Genomic DNA, 5,432 nt, shown 5'->3' on the forward strand with positions numbered 1-5,432 from the left:
CTCCCCCCCCCCCCCCACGCTCCTTCCATCCCAAAGCCAGCGCAACAACTCCCCACCCCCCCCGGGGGGTCCCTCCCCCCCCCCCCCCCCCCCCCCCCCCCCCCCCCGGTTCCCGTCAGGCCGCGCAGGCGGGCAGGCCTCCGTGGAAGTCGACCATCTCGGAGAACAGTTCCCCGATGTCGAGATGGTGCCCCGGCTCCGCGCCCGCGGCCTCCGCGTACGCACGGTGGAGGTTGGGGACCAGGCGCTCGCTGTCGAGGAGCGCGGCGAACGGGCCGAGATCGGCCTCGCGAGCCGCCTCCAGCGGGGTCAGGCCCGCCGAGATGCCCGCCGCGGCGAGGTCCTGTACGTAGCGCAGGTAGGCCTCGGTGGAGTCGAGCAGCTCGATCCCGCCGACCGGGCCGTGGCCGGAGACGATGGTCTGCGGGCCGAGCGCGCGCAGCTTCTCCGTGACGGCGAGGGAGCCGGAGACCGAGCCGGTGAGGCAGAACGGCGTGGCACCGGACATCACGATGTCGCCGGTGAACAGGACACGCTGTTCGGGCAGCCAGACGACGGAGTCGTTCTTGGTGTGGGCGGTCCCCAGGTGCATCACCTCGGCCCGGACGTCCCCGAGGTGGAGGGTGATCGGGGCGCGGAAGGTGAGGGAGGGGAGTTCCACGCCGACGTCGCCCCAGCAGACCTCGGGCCACAGCCCGGTGAGGTGCAGACCGGCGAGGTCCATCTCGGCGCGTGTCGCCTCATGGGCGATGATCACCGCCTCGTCCGCGAAGAGGCGGTTGCCGAAGGTGTGGTCGCCGTGCGGGTGGGTGTTGATGACGAAGCCCGGAGCGTGCGGGGTGACCCGCGCGACCGCGTCCTTCAGCGCCTGGGCCCGCGACTCGGTGGCGGCCGTGTCGATCAGTGCGGGACGGCCGCCCGCGGTGATCAGGCCCGCGTTGTTCAGGCACCAGCCGCCGTCCGGCTGGATGTACGCGTAGACGTCTTCGGCGACCTCTTGCAGCCGCGGGACGGACGGTGAACGTTCGGTCACTGCTCTCTCCTGGTTGAGGGCATTCAGGGGGTGGAGGCGAGCACAGGGCTCACCCCGGGCCTGGTGAAGAGGCGGTTGTAATAGACCAGCGGCTCGGCGCCGCCCGTGGAGACGGACTCGACGCGGCCGACGAGGATGCTGTGGTCGCCGCCGTCCAGCACGTCGTGGAGGGTGCAGGCGATCCGGGCGGTGGCGTCGCGCAGGCCGGGGAGGCCGAACTCGCACGGTTCCATGGGGCTGCCGGCGAACTTGTCGTGCCCCGAGCGGGCGAAACTGCTGGCGATGTCGGCGTGCTCCGCCGCCAGGACATTGACCAGGAACCGGTCGCCGGTGATGAAGGCCTCGTGGCAGGAGGCCGTCTTCGCCGGGCAGACCAGTACCAGGGGAGGGTCGAGGGACAGCGAGCTGAACGAGCTGGCGGTGAAGCCCCAGCGCTGTCCGGCCTGGTCCACGGTGGTCACGACGGTGACCGGGGTGGGCACGCGTGCCATCGTGCGGGCGAAGTCGACGGGGTCGATGGGGGGCAACGGTCCTCCTGGCTCTTGGAGAGTGAGGTGTGGGGCGGCCGGAACCTGTGCGGCACGGCGGTGTGTCCCGTTCGGGGCGGGGACGCGCCGCCGGCTGTGGCGTTAACGGCGTTAACGCCCGAGGTCCCCCGCCGAGGGCTGCGGTGGCGGTGGAGGCGTGGACGGAGCGAAAAGCAGTCCACCGGGGCTGCCCTGGGGGTCACACCACTCCCGACCGGAGCTGGACCCCACCGCCCCGTTGAAGCCGCCCCGGCCGCGGGCCAGGACCAGCGCGGTACGCAGCCGCCCGGGCCGTGCCTCCGTCACGAGGTCGACCGGGCAGTCCGCCGCGGGCGGGCCGGTGTTGACGGTGGGCGGGATCACCTGGTCGCGCAGGGAGAGCAGGGCGGCGGCCAGGTCGAGGGAAGCGCCACCGGCGGCGAGCCGGCCCGTCATCGTCTTCGGGGCGGTCACCGGGACGCCGTACTCCCCGAAGAGGGCGGTGAGGGCCTCGGCTTCGGCACGGTCCGCGTCACGCCGTCCCGCCGCGTCCGCGAAGACCACGTCGATGTCGGCGGGCGTGAGCCCGGCCTCGCGCAGGGCCAGTTCGGCGGCGGCCTGGAGGCGCGGTGCGCCGCCCGAGCCGGGCGCGGGGTCGAAGGTGGAGGCGTATCCGGCGACGGTTCCGTAGATGTCGGCGCCGCGCTCGCGGGCGGCGGCCGCGTCCTCCAGGACGAGGAGCGCGCCGCCTTCGCCGGCGACGTGGCCGTCGGCGTCGGGGGAGAAGGGCAGGAAGGCGTGGTCGGGGTCCTCGCTGGTGGTCAGCTCGCCACCGGCGAGGTGCGCCGCCCAGCCCCAGGGGCAGATGGAGGAGTCCACACCGCCGGTGACCACCAGCCGGAGCCCCTTGCGGAGCTGGCGACGGGCCTGGGCCACCGCGTCGAGACCGCCGGCCTGCTCGGTGACCAGCACGCCGCTGGGGCCGCGCAGCCCGTTCTTGATGGAGATCTGGCCGGTGTTGACCGCGTAGAACCAGGCGAAGGACTGGTAGGCGCTGACGTACTGGCTGCCCTTGCTCCAGAGGGCTTCGAGTTCCTTCTGCCCGAACTCGAAGCCGCCCGCGGAGCTCGCCGTGATGACTCCGGCGGAGAAGTCGGGCAGCTCGGCCGGGTCGACTCCCGCGTCGGCGAGCGCCTCGTCGGCCGCGGTGAGCGCGAGCCGGGTCATGTGGTCGGTCTGCGGCAGGAGGCGGCTGGGAATGTGGTCGGCGGCGTTGAAGCCGGGGACCTCGCCGGCGAGCTTCGCCGGGTACTGCTCGGCGTCGAAGCGGGCGATCGGGCGGATGCCGCTTTCGCCGCGCAGTACGGCCTTCCACCAGGTCTCGGTACCGAGCCCGTTGGGGGCGGTGACACCGATGCCGGTGACGACGGGCGCGGCGGCCGGGGAGAGGCTCGTGCCGCCGGGGCGGACTTCGGTTTCGGTGGTCATGCGGCATCTCCCAGGCGCGGGCGGGTCAGGATCATGGCGCTCTGGAAGCCACCGAATCCGCTGCCGACGCTGAGGACGGTGTCGGTGCGCTGTTCGCGCGCCGTGAGCGGGGTGTAGTCCAGATCGCAGGCGGGGTCGGGGGTGTGCAGGTTGGCGGTGGGCGGCACCGTGTTGTACTCGATGGCCAGGGCGCTGGCGGCGACTTCGAGGGAGCCGATCGCCCCGAGGGAGTGGCCGATCATCGACTTGATGGAGCTGACCGGGACCTCGTAGGCGCGCTGCCCGAGGCTGCGCTTGAAGGCGGCGGTCTCGTGGCGGTCGTTCTGCTTGGTGCCCGAACCGTGCGCGTTGATGTAGTCGACGGCGGTGGCGTCGAGGCGGGCCTCGTCGAGGGCGACCTTGATGGCCTCGGCCATCTCCACGCCGTCCGCCCGCAGGCCGGTCATGTGGTAGGCGTTGCAGCGGCTGGCGAAGCCGGAGATCTCGGCGTAGACGTGGGCACCGCGCTTGCGGGCGCTCTCCAGGTCCTCCAGCACCAGGACGGCGGAGCCCTCGCCCAGGACGAAGCCGTTGCGGGTGGCGTCGAAGGGCCGGGAGGCGGTCTCGGGCTCGTCGTTGCGCGGAGACGTGGCCTTGATCGCGTCGAAGCAGGCGAGGGTGATCGGGGAGATCGGAGCCTCGGTGGCACCGGTGATCATCACGTCGGCGCTGCCCTCGCGGATCAGCTCGACGGCGTGGCCGATGGAGTCGAGGCCGGAGGTGCAGCCGGTGGAGACCACGGAGACGGGACCCTGGGCGTTCACGCGCCAGGCCACTTCGGCCGCCATCGAGCTCGGTACGAAGTAGTCGAACAGGTGGGGGACGGCCAGCGTGTGGTCGACCTGCCAGGTGCTGCCGCCCCGGCTCACCGCGTTGTACTCGGTGTCGAGTCCCGTGGTGCAGCCGACCGCGCTGCCCAGGGTGACGCCGGTGCGCGTCGGGTCCAGGTCGGCGCCGGCGAGGCCGCTGTCGCGCAGGGCCTCGTCCGCGCTGACGATCGCGAACTGCGCTGCCCGGTCGAGTCGCAGGGCCTCTTCGGCGGTGAAGCCGTGGTCGAGGGGGTCGAAGTCGGCCTCTGCGGCGATACGGGAGCGGAACGCGGAGGCGTCGAACAGGCTGATGGCGCGGGTGGCGGTCTTCCCGGCGGTGAGGAGGGACCAGAACTCCTTGGTGCCTACCCCCCCGGGTGCGACCACGCCGATTCCGGTGATGACGACGCGTCGGCTCATTGAGTGTCCTTCACGAGTGAGTCCTTCTGCTGAGCATTCGGTACGGCGCTTGCGGCGCGCCTGCCTCTCGCAACCTGCTGCCGTCCGAGCCTGGGAAACCCCACTCGATGCCTGATCGAACCCTGATGGTGGGACGGCCGGGCCGCTGTCCAGGAGCGCTGACGCGGGCGATTCCGAGGCTGGCTCGAGTTGGCCTCCAGCGGCGGACCGGAGCCTGCCCGTAGGTCACGTAGTTGAGCATCGAGGAGTTCGAATGTCGGAGCAGGCTGGGCGGGTTGCTGTCGTCACGGGTGCGACCAGTGGGATCGGATTGGCTGTGGCCCGGCTGCTGGGCGGTCAGGGGCACCGGGTGTTCATCGGTGCCCGCAGTACGGGCGATGTCGCCGCGACCGTCAAGCAGCTCCAGGACGAGGGCCTCGAGGTGGACGGAGCGGTGGTGGACGTCCGGTCCGCCGAGGGGGTCCGGACGTGGATCCAGGCCGCCGTCGACCGTTTCGGCGGTGTCGACGTGGTGGTGAACAACGCGGGCCGTTCCGGCGGTGGTGTGACGGCCGACATCGATGACGAGCTGTGGCACGACGTCATCGACACGAACCTGAACAGTGTGTTCCGGGTGACGCGCGAGGCGCTGACCACGGGTGGTCTGCGGGCGAAGAACTGGGGCCGGATCATCAACATCGCGTCCACGGCGGGCAAGCAGGGTGTTGTCCTGGGCGCTCCGTACTCCGCCTCCAAGCACGGCGTGGTGGGCTTCACCAAGGCGCTGGGCAATGAACTGGCCCCGACGGGCATCACCGTGAACGCGGTGTGCCCCGGGTACGTGGAGACGCCGATGGCGCAGCGGGTGCGGCAGGGCTATGCCGCCGCGTACGACGCGACCGAGGAAGCGATTCTGGAGAAGTTCCAGTCGAAGATCCCCCTGGGGCGCTACTCGACGCCGGAGGAGGTCGCCGGGCTGGTGGGCTACCTGGCCTCGGACACCGCTGCCTCCATCACCTCGCAGGCGCTGAACGTCTGCGGTGGTCTCGGCAACTTCTGATCCCCGAACGGTTCGTCCCGAGTCTGAAGGAGTCATGAGCATGTCGCAGTCCGGTCTGCGGGAGGTGGAGCACGAGATCACGGTCTCGGCTCCGGCCG

5 protein-coding genes are annotated in these 5,432 nt (G+C 71.5%); 1 reads left to right on the plus strand and 4 read right to left on the minus strand.

The window, feature by feature from the left end:
• Nucleotides 1–115: 115 nt before the first annotated feature.
• The 4 genes from ACZ4WZ_RS33490 to ACZ4WZ_RS33505 all read right to left on the minus strand — a co-directional run bounded on the left by ACZ4WZ_RS33490 (nt 116) and on the right by ACZ4WZ_RS33505 (nt 4,295).
• Nucleotides 116–1,033 carry an MBL fold metallo-hydrolase gene (locus ACZ4WZ_RS33490; RefSeq protein ID WP_467896830.1) on the minus strand — a complete coding sequence of 306 codons (918 nt, stop codon included), beginning with the start codon at nt 1,031–1,033 and terminating at the stop codon, nt 116–118.
• Nucleotides 1,034–1,056: 23 nt separating this feature from the next.
• On the minus strand, nt 1,057–1,560 hold the full coding sequence (locus ACZ4WZ_RS33495; protein ID WP_467896832.1) for a flavin reductase family protein: 504 nt from the start codon (nt 1,558–1,560) through the stop codon (nt 1,057–1,059).
• Between the two features lie 111 nt (nt 1,561–1,671).
• On the minus strand, nt 1,672–3,027 hold the full coding sequence (locus tag ACZ4WZ_RS33500; protein ID WP_467896834.1) for a ketosynthase chain-length factor: 1,356 nt from the start codon (nt 3,025–3,027) through the stop codon (nt 1,672–1,674).
• Nucleotides 3,024–4,295 carry a beta-ketoacyl-[acyl-carrier-protein] synthase family protein gene (locus tag ACZ4WZ_RS33505; RefSeq protein WP_467896836.1) on the minus strand — a complete coding sequence of 424 codons (1,272 nt, stop codon included), beginning with the start codon at nt 4,293–4,295 and terminating at the stop codon, nt 3,024–3,026. Before ACZ4WZ_RS33505 ends, ACZ4WZ_RS33500 begins: the two co-directional genes overlap by 4 nt.
• A 253-nt stretch (nt 4,296–4,548) precedes the next feature.
• On the opposite strand from ACZ4WZ_RS33505, the gene fabG reads away from it, so the two are divergent.
• Nucleotides 4,549–5,334, plus strand: a complete 786-nt coding sequence (gene fabG, locus ACZ4WZ_RS33510; RefSeq protein ID WP_467896838.1) for a 3-oxoacyl-ACP reductase FabG — start codon at nt 4,549–4,551, stop codon at nt 5,332–5,334.
• Nucleotides 5,335–5,432 lie beyond the last annotated feature (98 nt).

It is taken from the genome of Streptomyces sp. NPDC029122, from assembly GCF_055569445.1.